We start from the raw sequence: 19232 nt of genomic DNA on the forward strand, positions 1-19232 counted from the left end.
CTTTCCAGGTCGCTAGGCTATGGGGGTGTCAGACCACGGGGCCCCCGGCGTCGCCGCAGCCGCTCAATATCGCCTATGTGATCTTGTTCCGATGCACGCGCGCCGGGCTTGAGAACGGAGTGCGCCACGCCGACCAGTAGCCTCCTCGCTGGTAGGGCCGCTCCGCAATGACCATCACGACCGCTGATCCACGCCGGGCGCAGGCGCGCCGCACCGACGCCATTGTCGTGGGCGCCGGCTTTGGCGGGCTGTACGCGGTTCATCGACTCCGGAGCGAAGGCCTGTCGGTGCTTGGCCTGGAAGCGGGCGGCGACGTCGGCGGCACCTGGTACTGGAACCGCTACCCGGGCGCCCGGTGCGACGTCACGAGCATCGACTATAGCTACGCCTTTTCCGACGCGATCGAGCAAGCCTGGACCTGGAGCGAAACCTTCGCGGCCGGCTCCGAGATCCTGGCCTACGCCAACTTTGTCGCCGATCACCTGGACCTCAGACCCGCCTACCTTTTCGACACGCGGGTGGAAACCATCGCCTTCGATGATGAGCGGCGCGTCTGGACCCTGACCACCCAGCAGGGCGACCAGTTCGAATCCGAATACCTGATCATGGCCACCGGGCCGCTGTCCTTGCCCAAGCCCGTCGACATTCCAGGCTCCGACCGGTTCGAAGGCGAGCTCTATCGCTCGGGCAAATGGCCCCATCACGAGGTCGATTTCCGGGGCAAGCGGGTGGGCCTGGTGGGCACCGGCTCTTCCGGCATCCAGATCGCGCCCGTGGTCGCCGAGACCTGCCAGTCGCTTACGGTCTTCCAGCGCACGCCGAGCTTCACGCTCCCCATGCGCAACGCTGCCATTTCGGGGGACTACGCCGCGCAGTTGAAGGCGAACATGGCCGGCCTGCGGGCGGTGGCGCGCACCACCTTCACCGGTGGTGTCCGGCCGCTCTCGACCCGCCCGCTGTTCAGCGTCACCGTCGAGGAGCGCAATGAACTCATGGAGGAGGCCTGGGCCAAGGGCGCACTGCAGTTTCTGGGCCTGTTCTCTGATCTTCTGACCAACGCCGCGGCCAACGAGATCGTCGCCGACTTCGTGCGCGACAAGATCGGCCAGACGGTCAAGGACCCGGTGACGGCCGAGAAGCTCAAGCCGCGCGGCTATCCGATCTATGCGCGCAGACCCTGTCTCGACACCCAGTATTACGAGACGTTCAACGCGCCGCACGTCTCGCTGGTGGACTGCTTCGAGGAACCGATCGTCGAATTCACCCCGGCGGGTTTGCGGACGGCAAGGCGCGAGATCGCGCTGGACGTGATCATCATGGCCACAGGCTATGACGCCCTGACCGGCCCGATGCTGGCCATCGACATCACGGGCCGCGACGGGCTGAAGCTCAGTGAAGCCTGGCGCGATGGGCCAAAATCCTACCTGGCGCTTCTGATGCACGGCTTCCCGAACCTGTTCATCATCGGCGGCCCAAGCGGTCCGTCGATTCTGGCCAACTACATTCGGCTGGACGAGATGAACGTCGACTGGGTGGTGGACTGCATCCTGCACATGCGCCGCCAGGGCCTGGCGACCGTGGAGGCCACGGCCGACGCGCAAGCGCGTTGGGGCCAGACCGTCTGCGAGATCGCGGATCGCACCCTCTATGTGAAGGCGGACACCTGGTACACCGGGACGAATATCGAGGGTAAGCCGCGCGGCTTCTTCGTCTTCGCCGGCGGCCTCAACCGCTACGCCGAGGTCTGCGCCGGGGTCGCGGCGGCGGGCTACGAAGGGTGCCACTTCACGGCGCGCAACCCGGGCTAGGGCCAGGAATGCGAGCGCGGCAAGAGCCGCGCTCGCCACTCGCTAGCCGTTTCGACCCAGGAACGCGTAGAGGGGATCGTCGGGGAAACGGCCGCCCACGGGCGTGCGGGCGCCGAACCGATCAGGATGAGCGCCGGGTGTCGGCGCGGACTTTTCGATCCAGTCGAAGACGACCTGACGGGCGGCGATACGCCAGTCGCCATTACGCTTTTCGAACCGGTCCAGGTAGCGGCCGCACATGTGCAGGACGACCAGCGACCCGTCGTCATCGGACTGCCGGTGCAGGGCGGTGAACACGGACTCGACCGCGGCCGTGGACGCATCTTCGAAGGCGATCATGACGTTGTGCACCTGGTGCACCCCGCGCTCGACGTGAGGCAGGACCGTCAGCGCCCAGTCGACGAATTCCGACGCCGTGCCTTTGAACGCGCCGTGCTGGTCAGGGCCTTCCGGCCAGGCCACGGAGCGCAGGGCCGCCTCATCCATGCGATCGATTCCCCGGCAATAGCGATACAGGCACTGGCGGATCTGCTCGCTGTCCCAGAGTTGCTGGAGATTGGGTTGGTCTGACATGACGAACTTTCGTGAAATGAACTGGCGGTTACGGGATGTCGCTGGCGTCGCCGGCGTCGCCGAAAGCGGCCCAGCCGCCATCGACGCTGAGCGTGGCGCCCGTGACGTAGCCGGCGGCGGGCGAGGCCAGGAACGCGATGGTCCGGGCGACCTCCATGGGGTCTCCGAGGCGACCGATGGGCGCGCGGCGCTTGATGGAGTCGAACCGCGCTCGCCCCGCGGACTTGAGGGCCAGAACGGCGGGGGTCTCGATATAGCCGGGTGCGACCGTGTTCACACGGATGCCGGCGGAGGCCCATTCGCACGCCAGGCTGCGGGTCATCATCGTCACGGCCGCCTTGGCCGCGCAGTAGGCGTTGCGGCGGGGCAGGGCGCCCAGGCCCGCGATCGAGCCGAGATTGACGATGACGCCACCTTGACCCATCGCGCGCGCCGCCGCCTTGGCCGTCGCCAGGGGCCCGCTGAAATTGAGGTCGTAGACGCTGGTGAAGTCCTCGACGGTCTGATCCAGGGTGGGCTTGAACACGTCGGCGGCGCCGGCGTTGTTGACCAGAACGTCCAGGCGTCCCCAGCGGGCCGTGGCCCGGGCGAAGGCCGCCTCGACCGCAGGGATGTCGGTGATGTCGGCCTGGACGACGAGATGCCCCTCACCCAGCGCTTCGGCCAGCGCCTTGGCGCTCTCAGTGTCGCGCTCGATCACGAGCAGCCGATCCCCAGCGGCGTGAAACAGGTCCACGACGCAGCGGCCGATCCCGCGTCCGCCGCCGGTGATCGCGCTGACGCGGGGGGACCGCGCCGGAGCGCTGGGCGCGGGCGACCCCGAAGCCGGGCCGGCCCCGCCATAGACCGTGTAGGCGCCGTCCACGACCAGTGTCGCGCCCACGATGTAGCTGGCCGCCTCGCTGGCGAGAAAAAAGACACCCTCGGCCATCTCCTCGGGCTCGCCCATGCGCCCCAGAGGAATGCGGGCGAGCACCGTTGACGGGTCCAGAAGGCCGGCGTCGATCTGGTCCTGCACCATCTGGGTGCGCGTGTAGCCGGGCAGCACCGCGTTGACGCGAACACCCTGAGCCGCCCATTCGCAGGCCAGGGTGCGGGTCAGCGAGATCACGGCCGCCTTGCTGGCGCTGTAGCTGGTGCGCTTGGCCAGGGCGACAAGTCCCGCGCCGGAGGCCAGGTTGATGATCGCGCCATGGCCCTGGGCGGTCATGAGACGTCCCGCCTCCCGCGCGGCCAGGAACGCGCCCGTGACATTGATCGACTGCAGCCGTGCGACCTCTTCTGCCGTCTGGTCCAGGGTCGCGGTCGGCTGGGGGTCGGTCACGCCGGCGTTGTTGACCAGAACGTCGAGCCGCCCGAATTCACGACGCACCCATTCGAAGCCCTCGCGAATCTGGGCTTCAGAGGAGACGTCCATCGCGATGGCGTGGTGGTCCGCGCCCAGGCTCGCGGCGCGTTCCAGGGCGCGGTCGAGGTTGCGGTCGGCGATCAGCACCCGGTCGCCGGCCTGGGCGAAGCGCCGGCAAGCCGCCCAGCCGATCCCGTCGGCGCCGCCGGTGACCAGAACCACTCGCGACTGCGTCTTGGAGTTCATGCTGTACTCGGTGTCATGCAGGGGCCGCCGCAACGGATTTGGCTAAGCCTAGCAGGGCCCTCCGGCGGGCCATGCCGGCGTCCGCGCGCCTGTCGAATATCGCCTATGTGATGTGATGCGCACTGCCCGACCGGACTAAGGCCCGGAGTCGAGAGGGGCTACCAAGTCCGGGAAACGGTCCGTGACCGATGACTGGGCAAGGAGCAAATGATGTCGTGCTTGAAGATTGAGGTCGAAGACTTCGTGGCGACGGTGACGCTGGCCAATCCGCCGGTCAATTCGGCGAGTGTCGACATGATGCTGGAGCTTACGGCGGCGTTCGATGCGTTCAACGAGAGCGCTGATGTTCGCGCGGTTCTGTTGACGGGCGAGGGCAAGACCTTCTGCGCGGGCGCCGACCTGAAGAACCGCCCTGGTCCCGACGCCCCGGCCGGCACCGCGTTCGCCCGCCAGCGCATGGCGCGTGAAATGAGCTGGTCGATGGTCGAGTGCAGCAAGCCCGTCGTCGTGGCGGTCAATGGCGCGGCGCTGGGCGCGGGCCTGGGCATCGTGGCCAGCTGCGACATCATCGTGGCCTCTGACCGGGCGGTTTTCGGTCTTCCCGAGATCGACGTGGGTCTGGCCGGCGGCGCCAAGCACGCGCTGCGTTTCATTCCCCATTCCCTCGCGCGCCGCATGGTGCTGACGGGCTGGCGCGTGCCGGCCGAGGAGATGTATCGCCGGGGCCTGATCGAGGCGGCGCTGCCGCATGAGGAGTATCTGGACTACGCCCGCGCGATCGCCAGGGAAATCGCCAGCAAGAGCCCTATGGCTGTCGCCGCGGCCAAGGACAGTCTCAATGTCATCGACAATCTGAGCCTTCGCGACGGCTATCGCTACGAACAGGGCAACACGCTCAAGCTGTCTAAAAGCGAGGACGCCAAGGAGGCGGTCAAGGCCTTCATCGAGAAGCGACCCCCGGTGTTCCAGGGGCGCTAACGGAGATCGGCGTCCGGTCGAGGCCGGGCGCCGGCGCACAAGCTATTCGCATGAACAAGAAAGCAGCGTCACACGGTGACGCTGCTTTTGCGTTGGTGACCGCCTCAGGCGTTGGCGATGATCCGACGCAGCAGCGGAGCGGCGACGCCCGCCGTGTTGCGCACCCTGGCCCAGCGCTCAAGGCTGGCGAGCGGATCGCAGGCCTGGGTCCGCGCCATATAGAGGGGACCGCCGCGCCATTTCGGAAAGCCCAGCTGCTGGGTCCAGATGGCGTCGACCAGGTTGGGCGAAAGGTCCGGATGCGCTTCGAGCGCATGGGCGGTTCCGTTGATCGCTGCGGTCAGGCAGCGATCGACCACGACCTCGTCGCTGACCGGTGCGCGGGCGCAACGCTGGAAGGTCGCCGAGGCTTTCAGGAGCCGCTCGACCTCTGGCTCAAAGGTGTAGCGGTTATCGCTGCCGTGGCGATACCAGCCCGGCGCATCGGGTCCACCGACACGGCCTTCGTCGATCATGAGATCGAGGGTCGGCGAATAGGTGATCCAGTCCTCGCCATTGGTCGGGCCGGTCTGACGCCGGAACACCGTTTCCAGTCCCTCGCGATCCGAACGCAGGAAGGGAGCGACGCGGAAGCCGAACTTCTGAAGCTCGCGGTCGATCTGGCCGGGCGTGGCGCCCTCGTCCAGCAGATGGATGGCTTCCCGCAAGAGAGGCCAGGCGAGCTCGTGCGCGAGTTCGGCCGGTAGGGAGCGGCGCGTCAGGGCGGACTGGCCGTGTTCGGCATAGGTCAGAGCCCGGGCTTCGGGGGAGGCCGCGAAGGTCTCGTCCAAACGATCGATCTCGGCGCGCGCGCGGCGGGCGGGCGTCTGCCAGGCCAGTTCCAGTGCGCGCAGCAAGGTCATCGGCGCCGTCTGCTGGGGAGCCTCGCGGCGCACCTTGGCGCGAAGGCCGTATATCTTGGCGGCGATGACCTCCGGCTCGGCGGTGAGCGCGATCCTGCGTTCGCTCCCGAAGCTGGAGGCGAGCTTCTCGGCGACCTGGACGAGATCGCGGGCGGCCACAAGATCGATCAGGCCGTGTTCGACCGCAGCCTTGCTGTCCCAGACCGCGTTGAAGACGGCCAGGTCGGCGGCGCGTTCGACCTGGATCAATCGCGCCAGACGGATCAGGGTCTCGGCTGCGGGAAGGTGGCCTTCGCTGCGCGCCAGATTCGAGAAGGCGGCATTCGGCAAGGCGACCCGCGCGGCGCAGGCCAGGGCCAGTTCCAGGCCCGAGCCCGTGACAGGGCCCGAGAGGGCGGCGATGATCGGCTTGGTCGAGCCCGAGACTGCGGCATAGACGGCCGAGCGGGCGTCGTCGGGCGCGGTCTGGGCGGCGAGCACGTCGTTGAACAGGCGACGGCCGTGGAGAACGATGGCGCAGACCTCGGGGTCCTCGCCGAACGCGGTGATTTTTTCGATGAAGGCGCGGGCGTGCGCCGCGTCCCAACTGCAGGGCGGCGGACAGTCCAGCTTCAATTGCGCCACGCCGCGCCGGAGCGTCAATCCAGAGCCAATGGCTTGGCCGGTCGTCGGCGCGTGCGTCGGCCGGCGGGTCGTTCCCGTTCCCATATTTCCTCCAACCGGTTGCGTGTCGCAGTCCGCTTTGAGCGGTTCTTTCCGGTCCGACGCACGCCAAAGCGTCCGCCATGGGCAACAACAGCATGCCCCGCGAAAAGGTTAAAGCCGCGCTGCGATCGCTCCATCCAGTATCGCGTATGTGAAAAGACGCCTGTGGACCGGGCCGCGTCCCGGCGACGCGCCATCCGTCCCTAAGGTCCGCCGCAAAGACCATCGGACACAGGAAACGCCATGCTCGGCTTGATGCAGGATACGCCTCTGACGCTGTCCTCGCTCCTTGATCACGCGGCGCGTTTTCATGGCGAGGTCGAGATCATCTCCAGGGAGCCTGGAGGCGTCACCCGAAGCAACTATGCGCGCCTTGCGGTCCGGGCGCGCCAACTGGCTTCCGCCCTGCGGCGCCGAGGGTTGAACGAAGGCGATCGTGTCGCCAGCCTGGCGCTCAACAGCGCGCTTCACCTTGAGCTCTACTACGGCGCGACGGGCGCGGGCGGGATCCTGAACACCGTCAATCCCCGGCTCTTCCCCGAGCAGATCGCCTTCATCCTTCGGCACGCCGAAAACCGCATCGTGTTCTTCGACCCGGCGTTCGGGGCCTTGCTGGAGACCCTGGTCGACCAGGCGCCGCAGGTTGAAGCCTATGTCTGCCTGTCCAGCGCGCAGGACATGCCGCCCCTGCGTCTGCCCAATCTGATCGCCTATGAGGACCTTCTCGCGTCCGAGCCCGAAGATGCGCCCTGGACCGTCGTCCCCGAGAACGCCGGCGCGATCCTCTGCTACACCTCGGGAACCACCGGCGATCCCAAGGGCGTGCTCTACAGCCACCGCTCGCTGGTGCTGCACGCTTTCGTGGCGACCGGCGCGGACGGCATGGCGATCTCGCGCCGCGACAGCATCCTGTTGGTGACGCCGCTGTTCCACGTCAACGCCTGGGGGATTCCGTTCAGCGCGGCCATGTGCGGCGCCAAGCTGGTGCTGCCCGGCGCAGCGGTCGACGGCGAAAGTCTGTTCAACTTGATGCGGGCGGAACGCTGCACCTTCAGCCTGGGGGTGCCGACTGTCTGGCTGGGCTTCCTGGACTATGTGGCCGCCCATCGCGAGGATCTGGACCTGGCGGGACTGGCGCTGGAGCGGATCCTGGTCGGCGGCTCGGCGGCGCCGCGCAGCCTGATCGAGCGCTTCGACTACATGCTGGGCGTCTATGTCATCCACGCCTGGGGCATGACCGAGACCAGCCCGCTGGCGACCATCGGGACGCCGCTGCCCGAGCACACCTTCCTTGATCGTCAGGCGCGTTACGACGTCCAGGCCCTGCAGGGGCGCGCCATCTATGGCGTAGAGCTCAGGATCGTCGACGCCGACGGCGTGGTCGCGCCGCATGACGGTCTGGTGGTGGGCGACCTGCAGGTTCGGGGGCCCTGGGTCGTGCGAAGCTACTTCAAGGCCGAAACGCCGGCCATTACCGGGGACGGCTGGTTCGCCACCGGCGATGTGGCCAAGATCCACCCCAATGGCTACCTGCAGCTGACCGACCGTTCGAAGGATGTCATCAAGTCGGGGGGCGAGTGGATCTCGTCGGTCGATCTGGAGAACGTCGCCATCGCCCACCCCGACGTTCGCGAAGCGGCGGTCATCGGCGTGCCGCATCCCAAATGGCAGGAGCGTCCGTTGCTGATCGTGGTGCCGGCTCCGGAGACCGTCCCCGACAAGGACGACATCCTGAAGTTCCTCGCCTCGCGCGTGGCGCGCTGGCAGGTGCCCGATGACGTGGTGATCGTCGACTCCCTGCCGCACACCGCGACGGGCAAGCTCCTGAAGTCAAAGCTGCGCGAGACCTATCGTCACCATCTCGACCCGTCCGTCGAGGTCGTCTAGGGCGCGGCTCAAGCCTCGGGCGCTGAATAGTGCCTGAGGCTTTCGGCGTATTCGGCCACGCCCGCGTTCATGATCGCCACGATCTCGCTCTTGTTTCGGGCGATGCGACTGTTGAGGCCGCCGACGCCCAGAGTCAGCTGAACGCCATGCGGCGCGGCCGGCAGCGGCATGGCGATCGCCGCCGCATTGGGAAAGGGGAATGCGGCCAGCAGGCTGTAGCCTTCGCGCCGCACCCAGGCCAATTGCTCCTGCAGCTGGCCGATGTCGATCCGATCACTCGTTCCGCCGAGATAGGCGTTGATATGCCGGCTCAGCTTGTCGACGGCTTTGCCGGGCATCCGGCTCATCAGGACCAGGCCCGCCGCGGAGTGCGGAAGCACCCTCATGCTGCCCTCCGTCATCGCGATCTTGTGCGGATGACTGGGCTGCACGATCCGCAAATGCTGGATGAAGATGTCGTTTTGCGACGAGATCACCACCGTCTCGTTGGTCTGCTCGAAGATGCTCCCGACCAGGCGTTCAAGATCCCCCGAGCCGAACAGGTGATGGTTGACCCAGTCGCCCAGGGCGGCGACGCGCGGGGTGGGAAAATAGGTGCGAGAGGCGCGGTCGTAGTTCAGGTAGCCCAGAACCACCATGCTCTTGAGCAGGGTGGTCGTGCTCGACTGCGGATAGCCCAGCTTCTCGAATATGTAGGTCAGCCGCAGAGGTGAACGCTGCTCCTGGAAAAGCTCGAGGATTTCCAAGGTGCGCGCGGCGGATTTGATCGGTTCTCGGCGCATTGAACGGTTCCAGGTCGCGATGGGCCAACTCTGCCACTACTCGCCTTTAGACCGCCGCCTTCCCCAGCCGTCCAGCCTTCCAGCACATATGTGATATCTCTCGCCACCAACCGGCATGTCGGGTCTGAGCCCCATCGACGCGGGATCTGAAAGCTGCGAGCTCTCGTCTGAAGGCGCATGCTCAACACCGGCGGGCCTGGAATTCAAATATCTCGTTTGCGATATTCGAAAGTCACGACTTCCCAGGCTGGTCGGATCGGGCTGGTCGCGGCTCCCTAAGGCGACGCTTCTGCCGCGTCGCAACAATCACAGATGAGCCCGCGCCGCGCGGAAGCTTATTGGGGGAAACAAATGGTGATCTCGCAGACCTTGCGGCGTACGGCCCTGCTGGCCGGCGCCTCGACGCTCTCGTTGGTTTTGGCGCTGCCCGTGGCGGCCCAGACCGCCTCCGCGCCGCCGCCCCAGGACGGCGTGATCATTGACGAACTGGTCGTTACCGCACAGCGACGCGAGGAAAAGCTGCAGGATGTGCCGATCGCGGTTTCGGCGTTCTCGGGCGACATGCTTCGTCGTCAGAAGATCGACGGCGGCCCGAACCTGCAGTTGGCGATTCCGAATGTCACCTTCGCCAAGAGCTTCTACAGCGGGTACAATTTCCAGATCCGCGGCATCGGCACCAAGCAGACGGCCGTGACGGGCGACAGCTCCACGGGCGTCCACTTCAATGGCGCGCCGCTGACGTCCAACCGCTTGTTCGAAGCCGAGTTCTTCGATGTCGAGCGCGTGGAAGTCCTGCGCGGTCCGCAAGGCACGCTCTACGGGCGCAACGCCACCGGCGGTGTGGTCAACGTCCTGAGCGCCAAGCCTACCGGCGAGTTCGAGGGCATGCTGCGGGCCGACGTCAGCAACTATGACGGCCGCAAGCTTAGAGGCATGATCAACATCCCGCTGGTCGCCGACAAGCTGGACCTGCGCCTGGCCGGCGCGACCCTGAATCGCGGCGGTTTCGTCGACAACCTGGGGACCGGCAACAAGGTCGATGATCGCGACCTCTACTCCTTCCGGGCCAGCCTGCGCTGGCGCCCGACCTCGACCGTCGACGCCAACTTCGTCTGGCAGCACTTCAAGGAACAGGACTCCCGTCTGCGTACGGGCAAGGGTCTTTGCACGCGCGACAATGGCCCAAGCTCGGTGGGCAATACCGCGATCACCAACGCCACGGTTCGCGGGTTCCTGAGCGCCGGTTGCGCTGACGCTTCGGTGTACAATGCCGCCGCCTATGGCACGCCCAACTCGCTGGCCACCCTGTACGGCATCATCGGCTTCGCGCGCGGTCTGACCAGTGGCGACGTCTATGGCGGAACCCAGCCCAAAGGCCTGGACGTCATCGACTCTGCCATGAACCCCTATTACCGGGCCGAAGAAGACGTGTTCACGCTGAACGTCGCGTGGGACATCAATGACAATCTGCAGTTCAACTCGCTGACGTCGTACTACGACGGTGAACTGGACGCGCGCCAGGAGATGAACCGCTTCCAGGCTTCGACGGTGTTCAACAACACCACCCTGGCGCCCGGAGGCCTGGTGAACGATCCCCAGCTGGGGGCCTCCAACCGGATGTCGGTGTCGGACCGCATCACCACGCCCTCGCGCCAGTGGAGTCAGGAGCTGCGCCTGCAGTCCAGCTTTGACGGCCCCCTGAACTTCAGCCTCGGCGGCCTGGCCCTGCGCTACGACGTGGTCCAGTCGTTCTACATCATGTCGAACGCCTTCACCTATGCGGCGAACTTGGCCAATGGCGGCGCGACCTGCGCCCCGGGCGGGACCTGCGTCTATATCGATCCGAACCGCGTGCCGACCGGCCAGGGTCATGGCAACTATCTGAGCTTCCAGCCCTACCACCTGAACTCGAACGCCCTGTTCGGCGAGGTCTATTACGAGGCCACGCCGGCGCTGAAGTTCACGGCCGGCCTGCGCTATACCGACGACAAGAAGACGCTGGACAACTTTCCCGTCAAACTCCTGACGCCGGGCAGCGGACTGACGCCGGGCGCGCCGTCTGAACTGACGGCGCGGTTCAAGAAGTTCACCGGTCGGGCGGGTTTCGACTGGAAGCCGGAGCTCGGCTTCACCGACGACACCCTGGTCTACGCCTTCTATTCGCGCGGCTATAAGGGCGGTGGTCCCAACAACATCGGTCAGGTCGCGACCCTGCGGCCCTTCTACGAGCCGGAATATGTCAACGCCTTCGAGCTGGGCGCGAAGAACACCCTGCTGGGCGGCGCTCTGATCCTGAACGGTTCGGCCTTCTTCTACGACTACAAGGGCTATCAGATCTCGAAGTTCGTGAATCGGATCTCGGTGACCGAAAACATCGACGCCGAAATCAAGGGCGTCGAACTGGAAGCCGTCTGGGAACCGGTCAAGCGCTTCCGGATGAACGGCACGCTGGGTCTGCTCGACACCAAGATCAAGAACGGTGAATCGATAGACCCGATGAACCGCACTGGCGGCAATCCGAACCTGACCCTGGTCAAGACCTCGGGCGCTGCAGGCTGCGTGGTGCCGACGGCCGCCTTGGCCAACCTGCTGGCGGTTATCCAGCAGGCGCCGGGCGCGGCGACCGTCGCCGGTGTCTCTGGCAACCCGGCGGCGCTACTGGGCGCTTGCTCGGGCAGCTTCGCGACTTCGTTCGGCGTGACGCCCACCGACGGCGTGGCGGCCAAGCTGAAAGGCAATGAACTGCCGGGCTCGCCGAACTGGACGGCCTCGATCGGCGCTCAGTACTCCTTCGACGTCCTCGATGGCTGGGAAGGCACCGTGCGTGGCGACTACTACCGCCAGGGCAAGTCCCACGCCCGGGTCTTCAACACCTCGGTGGATCAGATCAAGGGCTGGGCGAACGCCAACCTCTCCCTCCGCCTGGTCAATGATGAGCGCGGCCTGGAGATCGAGGGCTATGTGAAAAACGTCTTCAACAAGCGCTCGATCACCGACGTGTTCCTGATGGACGAAGCGCTCGGTCAGGTCGCCAACGCGGTCTTCACCGAGCCGCGCATCATCGGCGTGTCGCTCCAGAAAACCTTCTAGTCCTCCCTGAAACTCCTCGGACACCTGGCGGCGGTCGAAAGACCGCCGTCTTTTTTTGCGCGCGCATCACGTCGGTGATGTTTTCGGTTCGTGGGGCGCAGGCGCGGGCGGGTGGGGAAGGGCGGGCTAGTCATGAAGCCCAAGACCGATCGGGCTCTTCGCCGGTCGAAAAATGCTGCAGGAGGAAACGATGGGTGGTCGCCTAAAAGGACGGGTCGCCGCGGTGACGGGCGCTTCGAGGGGCTTGGGACGGGCGACCGCAGCCATGCTCGCCGCCGAAGGGGCGGTGGTCGCCCTGCTGGATCTGAAGGCGCACTGGGCCCAGGCGGCCGCCGACGAGATCATCGCCGCTGGCGGGCAGGCCGTGGGACTGGGCTGCGACGTCTCCGATCGCGAGGCGGTGACCGCGACCCTGGGCTCGATCCATGAGCAGTACGGCCGCTTCGACGTCCTGGTGAACAACGCCATGTGGAACGTCTATGAGCCCCTGGCCGCCATCCGGCCGGAAAGCCTGGACCGCATGGTCGGCGTGGGCTTCTCGGGCGTGATCTGGGGCATGCAGGCCGCGGCCCCGCTGATGGCCGCCTCGGGCGGTGGCTCGATCATCAACATCGCGTCGGTCAGCGCGCTTCTGGGTATCCCGAACGGCATCGCCTACTGCGGCGTCAAGGCCGCCGTGGCGGGGGCCACGCGCGCGGCGGCCGCCGAGTTGGGAGCCTCCAACATCCGCGTCAACGCCGTGGCGCCGTCCACGGTGGACACCGAGGGTGTGCGGCGGGTGGTTTCGGAGGACCGCATCGCCATGCGGATCGGCCAGACCCCGCTGGGGCGGCTGGGCACGACCGAGGACATCGCCAAGGCGGTCCGCTACTTGGCTTGCGACGACAGCGACTTCGTCACGGGCCAGATGCTCACCGTCGATGGCGGTCTGGCCACCGCGCTGTCCTGAAAGCCACGGCGTCGGATGAGATCATCCGACGCCGGCAAGGGCTCTCACACTCACAGATTTGGCGCGCGCCGGGGGAGGGCGGATCAAGCCCCCGGCGCGCTTTCGATTCAGGCGGCGATCGCGCCCGGCTTCAGATGGGTGGCCAGTTCTGTCCGATGGTGGTCGGCATTGCCGAACGCCATGTCGATCATGATCAGGCGCTTGAGGTAGTGGGCCACCGCCAGCTCCTCGGTAAAGCCGACGCCACCGTGAAGTTGCACGGCCTGACGTCCCACATAGAGGCTGGTCTGGCCGACGCGGGCCTTGGCCGCCGAGATCACCTTGCGGCGGTCGGCGGGGGCTCCTGACAGGGCGATGGTCGCCAGGTACATCATCGAGCGGGCTTCCTCGCAGGCGATCGCCATGTCGACCGCGCGATGCTGCAGCGCCTGAAACGCGCCGAGCGTCTGGCCGAACTGCTTGCGGGTCTTCAGGTATTCCAGGGTCATCTCGCGGACGGCGTCCATGGCCCCGACAGCTTCGGCCAGACGCGCGACCACGCCACGGTCGAGGGCGTCACGCAGCAGCGGGAAGCCCTCGCCCAGGCCGCCGATCAGGGTTTCGACGGGCGCCAGGACGCCATCCAGTTTCAGGCTGGCGTTGTGGCGGTTATCCATGGCGCGGCTGCGCATGACCGTCAGGCCCGCCGCGTCGGCCGGGACCAGGAAGAGGCTCACGCCGTCCGCGCTGTCGTCCGCACCGGCCGTCCGGGCGGGAACGATGAACCAGTCGGCCGAGCCGCCGTCCAGGGCGTGGCTTTTCTCGCCGGTGAGCCGGAAGCCGCCTTCCACCGCTTCAGCGCGGGTGGCGATGCGGTTGAGGTCGAAGCGGCCGCCAGGTTCCGCGTCGGCCAGGCTGACCACCACCTTGCCCTCGATCAGTCTCGACGTCAGGTCCGCGCGGACGCCCTCGCTGGCGGCGGCGAGCAGGACCGGCGCGATGACGCCGGTCGAGACAAACGGCTCGAGCATCAGGTAGCGGCCCGTCGCCTCGGCCACGACCATGGTTTCCACTGGGCCGGCGCCCAGGCCGCCGTCCTCCTCGGGGACGTTCAGGGCCAGCCAGCCCAGATCGGCGATGCGCCGCCAGCTGGCCGCGTCGTAGGCCTCACCGCGATCGGCCCGGGCGCGCCAGGCGGCAAAGTCGCCGTGGTCGGCGCCGTAGCGCCAGGCGCTATCCTTCAGGAGCTGCTGCTCTTCATAGAGATCGAAGTTCATGGGGACCTCAGAGACCGAGCGCCCGACGGGCGATGATGTTGCGTTGGATTTCGTTCGAGCCGCCATAGATGCTGGTGACCCGGGAATAGATCATCCCCTTGGCCGGCCAGGCCTCGGGCGCCTCGAACGGACCGAGCGGCGCGAAGGCCATGGCGCCGTAGCCCTGTAACTCGACCCAATACTCGGTGATCTGCTGCAGGAGTTCGGACCAGCGGATCTTGATCATCGAGGCCCGGGGGCCGGAATCCTGGCCAGAGGTCGCCTCGGCCATGGTCCGCATGACCATGGCTTCCAGGGCCATCACTTCCAGCTCGAACTGAGCCAGACGGTCGGCGACGCGGGGATCGTCGAGCAGGCTCCGCCCGCCGACGACGGTCTCCGCCGCGACCTTGCGGGCGCCGCGCAGCTGTTGGGCCAGGCGCATGGTGGTTGCGGCGGTGACGCCGCGCTCGCGGTCCAGCAGGACCTTGCCGTAGCTCCAGCCCATGCCTTCCTCGCCCAGCAGGGCCGAGGGCGGAACACGCACATTGTCGAGGAAGACCTCGTTGGTGTGGTGGATCTCGTCCATCGTGACGACGGGACGGATCGTCACGCCCGGCGTGTCGATATCGATCAGGAATAGCGAAATGCCGGCCTGCTTGCGGGCGTCCGGGTCGGTGCGGGCCAGCAGGAACATCCGGTTGGCCACATGGGCGTAGCTGGTCCAGGCCTTCTGGCCGTTGATCACATACTCATTGCCGTCCCGCACGGCGCGGGTCGACAGCGAAGCCAGGTCGGAGCCGGAGTTGGGCTCGGAATAGCCCTGGCACCACCAGTCGTCGCCCGACACGATGGCCGGCAGGTACCTGGCCTTCTGTTCGGAGCTGCCGAATGTGAAGATGATCGGACCGATCAGTTCCAGGCCCTGGTGGAATTGTACGGGGGCGTCGGCGCGCGAGGCTTCGGTTTCGAAGATGTAGAGCTGCGTCGGGTCCCAGCCCGTGCCGCCATATTCCTTCGGCCAGGATGGGGCGCCCCAGCCGCGCGCATGCAGAAGCTTCTGCCACCGCGTGAACTCCTCGGGTTCCAGGCGCATGCCCGCGCGGACACGGCTCTTGAAGGACTCGGGGACGTTTTCGGCGAAGAAGGCGCGCACCTCGTCTCGGAAGGCGGACTGCTCCGGGGTCAGGTCAAGGTTCATGGTTCACCGCGGGTCAGAGGAAACAACGGGTCTCGGCGATGCCGCGCACGCCAAGACCGTGGAACGCCATCAGTCGGCCGGACGCGTCGACGTCGCTCTTGAGGCGTCCGCCGCTGTCGGAGATCGAGGTCACGTAGAGGATGTCGAGGTCTTCGCCGCCGAAGGCCGGGCACGAGCAGAAGGGCGCGGGGCTTTCGACGACCCGATCCAGGCGGCCGTCCGGCGAAATGCGGATCAGCTTCTGGGCCTGCACCAGGGCCAGCCAGATATAGCCTTCGGCGTCGACCGTTGCGCCGTCCGGGGCGCTGCTGAAGTCTGTGGTGTCAAAGAAGTCGCGCTTCTGACCCAGTGCGCCGGTCTTGGCGTCATAGCTGAACGCCCAGAGCATGTGGCGCAGGCTGTCAGCGAAATAGAGCGTGTCGCCGCTGGGGCTGAAGCAGGTGCTGTTGGCGATCTCGATCGGCTCGGTGGGGAGGACCTCCCAGGAGCCGCCGGCCGAGAAGCGATAAAGCTTGCCGATCCGTCCCGTCTCGTTGTGCATCGCCATCGTTCCGGTGACGAAGCGACCCTGGCGATCGGCCTTGCCGTCGTTGAAGCGTTCGATCGGCGCCAGGGTGTCGGGCAGGGCGATCGGCGTGAAGACGCCGGTGTCCAGCTGGACCCGATAGACCCCGTCAGCGAGGCCGGCGATCAGTTCACCGGGGCGGCCCAGAACCACGCTGCCGATGGGCTTGGGCGCCGGGATCGACGACTGCTCGCCCGTGAACGGGTCATAGCGCCAGATGGCCGGCGCGATGCTGTCGACCCAGTAGAGCAGGCCCGCCTCGGCGTCCCACAGCGGCGACTCGCCCAGCAGACAGCGTTCCTTGCCGATGATCTCGACGGTGAAGGTCATAGGGTGGATCCTTTGCTGGAGGCGGTCGCGGCGAAGTCCGCGCGGCGATCCTTGGCCTCGCGTATGCGAAGGCTGCGACCGCGATTGGCCAGAATGATCTCGCCGTTGATGGCCTGGCTCTCGGGAGCGACCAGATAGGCGGCCAGATTTGCGATCTCGCCCGGGGCCGTGCTCGTCCCGTCTTCGGCCAGATCCAGTGCGATGCAGTTGGCGCGATGGCCCGCGCCAAATCCCTCGAGGGTCACGCACCTCATCAGCGCGACATGGGCCCCCGAGAAGGCGCGGGCGTCTGCAGCCCCCCAGGCGCCGAGATAGCCCCGGTCACCGACCAGCACGATCGCGCCGTCGGGGTCCAGGCGGCCGAGCAGGGCGCCCAGGCATTCGAAGACATCCAGAAAATCGGCCAGCTGGGCATCAAGTCGTTCGTCAGTGATGTCCAGAAACAGGCAAGGCGGCGGGCCCGGCGGCGCGACGATGACCGCAGCGGCCAGGCCATGCCCAAGGGCCACAACCGCCGCCGCGTCCGGCCGGGTCAGCGCCACGACACCGCCCGGCGTATCGCGGTCCAGGCGTTCGACGATCGAGTCGACGACCGGCCCGCGACCAATGACCAGGGTGAGAGAGTTCGAGGCCATCATAGCGGCGGCATCCCCAGGGATTTCCCGCCATCGGCCATCAGGACCTGACCATTGACGAAGCTGGCATCGGGACCGGCCAGGACGCTGACGATCGCGGCGATCTCGGCCGGATCGGCTGGAGCTCCGGTCGGTTCCAGCCTCTTCAGCGCGCCCAGCATGTCCCCGAAGCCGTCGATCATCCGGGTGTCGACCATGCCGGGCGCGACCGCGTTCACACGGACGCCGCGCCAGCGCAGCTCGATCGCCATCGCCCGGGTCAGCGACACGACGGCGGCCTTGGACGCCACGTAGTGGGCGGCGCCGGCCCCGCCGAGATAGCCGCGCGAGGCGATGTTGATGATGCTGCCGCCGTTCGGCATGCGGCGGACGGCTTCCTGGGCGACCTTGATCGTCGCCAGCAGGTTGATGCTCATCACCCGGTCGCAGCTGGCGCGATCCACCTGGCCGATCGGGTCAAGGGCGCCGCTGATCCCGGCGTTGTTGACCAGGACGCTTAGCGCCTCGACGCCGTCGAGCGCCTTGGTGACCGCGACGCGATCACAACAGTCGGCGACGGCGGTCCGGACAGTCAGCCCGGCCTCGCGCCAGTCGTTCGCGGACCGCGCAAGCTGGGTCTCGTCCGCGTCCAGCGCCAGAATGTCAAAGCCGTCAGCGCCGAGGCGCTCGACGATGGCGCGCCCGATGCCTTGGGCGGCCCCGGTGACCATGGCCAGTTGCGGCATGAATTGAAGTCCTCCTCAGGGCACCAAACGCCAGCCCTCTGGAGGGGCGGGCATTTGATCGTCGCCGACGGCGCTAATCACATGGGTGATGGATCAGACGAGGGTCTCGAGCGCAGCGCGCGTGAAGCCGACCAGTTCGTTCGTCTCGCCGTCGCGGACCTTTTCCACCCATCGCGGGTCGGCCAGCAGGGCGCGGCCCACCCCGACCAGATCGAAATCGCCGCGCTCCAGCATCCCGTCGAGCTGGTCGAGGGAGGACGCGCCGATGACATCGACGCCTTCCCGCAAGCTGGCGACGACGTCGCCGTCCAGGCCGACCGAGCCCACGGTCATGGTCGGCTTGCCGGTCAGCATCTTGGTCCAGCCGGCCAGATTGAGCGGCGAGCCCTCGAACTCCGGCTCCCAGAAGCGGCGCTGGGAGCAGTCGAAGACGTCGACCCCCGCGTCGGCCAGGGGCTGGAGGAAGGCCGCCAGCTCTTCGGGTGACTGGCAAAGTCGGGCCTTGTAGTCGACCTGCTTGAACTGGGAGTAGCGAAAGAAGATCGGGAAGTCCGGTCCCACCGCGGTCCGGCAGGCCTTGATGACGTCAAGGGCGAAGCGCAGCCGATCGGTCATGCCGCCGCCATAGCGGTCGCCGCGCAGGTTGGTCGCCGCCCACAGGAACTGGTCGATCAGATAGCCGTGGGCGCCGTGGATCTCGACGCCGCTGGCCCCGATCGATACGGCGTCGCGCGCGGCCTGGGCATAGGCCTCGATCGCGGCCTCGATCTCGGCCTCCGTCGCCGGCGCGCCGAAGCGGGTTCCAGGCTCGTAGAGGCCCGAAGGCGAGAGCGAGGGGGTGTCGGGATTGGGCGGGCCCGCCGTCATCGACCGGTGGCCGCCCATGTGCCAGAGCTGCGGGATGAACGCCGCGCCCGCGGCCTTTACCGACGCCGCGATCGTCTTCCATTCTTCAAGCGCCGCGCCATGGAAGTTGGGGATGTCCGGATGGTCGACGGCCGCCGGATGGTCGATGGCGACGCCTTCCGTGATGATCACGCCGACGCCGGCCTCGGCGCGGCGGCGGTAGTAGTCGCCGACAGCCTGGGTCGGGACGCCGGCGGGCGAGAAGCGGCGGGTCATCGGTGACATGACCACGCGATTTCGAAGCGCTAGGCCCGCAACGGTCGTCGGCGCGAAGAGCAGGGAAGCGGACACTGCGATCCTCCGGATGCGAATGGGGCGTCCCGAAGCATCGCGTTTCGGGGGCCCGATCAGGTTTTCGCAACGACTA

The 19232-nt window shown here is 67.0% G+C and carries 13 protein-coding genes and 2 pseudogenes; 5 read left to right on the forward strand and 10 right to left on the reverse strand.

Annotated elements, in window-relative coordinates:
• The first annotated feature begins 167 nt into the window (after nucleotides 1-167).
• On the forward strand, nucleotides 168-1808 hold the full coding sequence (locus ACW17V_RS04685; RefSeq protein WP_492107714.1) for a flavin-containing monooxygenase: 1641 nt from the start codon (nucleotides 168-170) through the stop codon (nucleotides 1806-1808).
• Between the two features lie 42 nt (nucleotides 1809-1850).
• Here ACW17V_RS04685 and ACW17V_RS04690 read toward each other — a convergent pair whose 3' ends face one another.
• Together ACW17V_RS04690 and ACW17V_RS04695 are read right to left on the reverse strand one after the other, a co-directional pair.
• The gene (locus tag ACW17V_RS04690; RefSeq protein ID WP_492107715.1) at nucleotides 1851-2381 is read right to left on the reverse strand and encodes a nuclear transport factor 2 family protein; all 531 of its coding nucleotides are present in this window, start codon (nucleotides 2379-2381) and stop codon (nucleotides 1851-1853) included.
• 28 nt (nucleotides 2382-2409) lie between these two features.
• Nucleotides 2410-3975, reverse strand: a complete 1566-nt coding sequence (locus ACW17V_RS04695; protein WP_492107716.1) for a glucose 1-dehydrogenase — start codon at nucleotides 3973-3975, stop codon at nucleotides 2410-2412.
• Between the two features lie 207 nt (nucleotides 3976-4182).
• Between ACW17V_RS04695 and ACW17V_RS04700 the strand changes: the two genes are divergently transcribed.
• The gene (locus tag ACW17V_RS04700; RefSeq protein WP_492107717.1) at nucleotides 4183-4953 is read left to right on the forward strand and encodes an enoyl-CoA hydratase/isomerase family protein; all 771 of its coding nucleotides are present in this window, start codon (nucleotides 4183-4185) and stop codon (nucleotides 4951-4953) included.
• A 104-nt stretch (nucleotides 4954-5057) separates the two neighbouring features.
• Here the strand turns inward: ACW17V_RS04700 and ACW17V_RS04705 are convergent, their stop codons facing one another.
• Complete coding sequence (locus ACW17V_RS04705) at nucleotides 5058-6563, reverse strand: enoyl-CoA hydratase/isomerase family protein (RefSeq protein ID WP_492107718.1); 1506 nt, start codon at nucleotides 6561-6563, stop codon at nucleotides 5058-5060.
• A 240-nt stretch (nucleotides 6564-6803) separates the two neighbouring features.
• Here ACW17V_RS04705 and ACW17V_RS04710 point away from each other — a divergent pair, with 240 nt between their 5' ends.
• Nucleotides 6804-8447, forward strand: coding sequence for a long-chain fatty acid--CoA ligase (locus ACW17V_RS04710; protein ID WP_492107719.1), 1644 nt, complete (start codon nucleotides 6804-6806; stop codon nucleotides 8445-8447).
• A gap of 8 nt (nucleotides 8448-8455) precedes the next feature.
• Here the strand turns inward: ACW17V_RS04710 and ACW17V_RS04715 are convergent, their stop codons facing one another.
• Nucleotides 8456-9229, reverse strand: coding sequence for an IclR family transcriptional regulator (locus ACW17V_RS04715; protein ID WP_492107720.1), 774 nt, complete (start codon nucleotides 9227-9229; stop codon nucleotides 8456-8458).
• A 196-nt stretch (nucleotides 9230-9425) separates the two neighbouring features.
• On the opposite strand from ACW17V_RS04715, the pseudogene ACW17V_RS04720 reads away from it, so the two are divergent.
• A pseudogene (locus ACW17V_RS04720) lies at nucleotides 9426-12319 on the forward strand (TonB-dependent receptor).
• 172 nt (nucleotides 12320-12491) lie between these two features.
• On the forward strand, nucleotides 12492-13268 hold the full coding sequence (locus ACW17V_RS04725) for an SDR family NAD(P)-dependent oxidoreductase (protein ID WP_492107721.1): 777 nt from the start codon (nucleotides 12492-12494) through the stop codon (nucleotides 13266-13268).
• A 107-nt stretch (nucleotides 13269-13375) separates the two neighbouring features.
• Here ACW17V_RS04725 and ACW17V_RS04730 read toward each other — a convergent pair whose 3' ends face one another.
• The 6 genes and pseudogenes from ACW17V_RS04730 to ACW17V_RS04755 form a co-directional block, all read right to left on the reverse strand.
• Nucleotides 13376-14524 carry an acyl-CoA dehydrogenase family protein gene (locus ACW17V_RS04730; RefSeq protein WP_492107722.1) on the reverse strand — a complete coding sequence of 383 codons (1149 nt, stop codon included), beginning with the start codon at nucleotides 14522-14524 and terminating at the stop codon, nucleotides 13376-13378.
• 7 nt (nucleotides 14525-14531) lie between these two features.
• Nucleotides 14532-15704 (reverse strand): acyl-CoA dehydrogenase family protein, encoded by a 1173-nt coding sequence (locus tag ACW17V_RS04735; protein WP_492107723.1) that lies wholly within the window; start codon nucleotides 15702-15704, stop codon nucleotides 14532-14534.
• A gap of 13 nt (nucleotides 15705-15717) precedes the next feature.
• Complete coding sequence (locus ACW17V_RS04740; RefSeq protein WP_492107724.1) at nucleotides 15718-16599, reverse strand: SMP-30/gluconolactonase/LRE family protein; 882 nt, start codon at nucleotides 16597-16599, stop codon at nucleotides 15718-15720.
• Nucleotides 16596-17237 carry an SDR family oxidoreductase gene (locus tag ACW17V_RS04745; RefSeq protein ID WP_492107725.1) on the reverse strand — a complete coding sequence of 214 codons (642 nt, stop codon included), beginning with the start codon at nucleotides 17235-17237 and terminating at the stop codon, nucleotides 16596-16598. The genes ACW17V_RS04740 and ACW17V_RS04745 overlap by 4 nt, the downstream gene beginning before the upstream one ends.
• Nucleotides 17234-17978 (reverse strand): annotated as a pseudogene (locus ACW17V_RS04750) (SDR family NAD(P)-dependent oxidoreductase). The gene ACW17V_RS04745 and the pseudogene ACW17V_RS04750 overlap by 4 nt, the downstream one beginning before the upstream one ends.
• Before the next feature lie 74 nt (nucleotides 17979-18052).
• Nucleotides 18053-19156 (reverse strand): NADH:flavin oxidoreductase, encoded by a 1104-nt coding sequence (locus tag ACW17V_RS04755; protein ID WP_492107726.1) that lies wholly within the window; start codon nucleotides 19154-19156, stop codon nucleotides 18053-18055.
• Nucleotides 19157-19232 lie beyond the last annotated feature (76 nt).

This window comes from Caulobacter sp. FV2ye17ST (assembly GCF_058680955.1).